Source organism: Paraburkholderia sp. SIMBA_030 (assembly GCF_046535245.1).
Lineage (GTDB): Bacteria > Pseudomonadota > Gammaproteobacteria > Burkholderiales > Burkholderiaceae > Paraburkholderia.
Window position 1 is genome coordinate 1 of the sequence record NZ_JAWRXB010000284.1, and the last position, 292, is coordinate 292.

General features: G+C 48.6%; 1 protein-coding gene. It reads right to left on the reverse strand.

Annotated elements, in window-relative coordinates; translation table 11 throughout:
• Positions 1–290 (reverse strand): pyridoxal-phosphate dependent enzyme (locus SB772_RS40025; protein ID WP_410838521.1); only part of this gene is annotated, 290 nt, incomplete at its 3' end.
• Between the last annotated feature and the right edge of the window lie 2 nt (positions 291–292).

Sequence of the window (292 nt, forward strand, 5' to 3'; positions counted from 1 at the left end):
GTCTGTGCCCATAGCTCAGGGCCTGTAGTCAGGTAATGTGCTTGGCTATTATCAGGATTATTAAATTGATCCAATACAACCCCTTTGCCATCTGCTTGCATCTGCAATGCCAAATCGCGCGCAGCTTCCATACCTTCGTCTACTTCAATCAGCGTTGCGCCATAAGCAATCATGGCATCTTTACGCTCTTGGGTAGAGTTAGTCGGCATCAGCAACGTTATCGGGTAGCCACGCATCGCAGCGACCATGGCCAATGCAATACCAGTATTGCCACTAGTGGCTTCAATCAGAT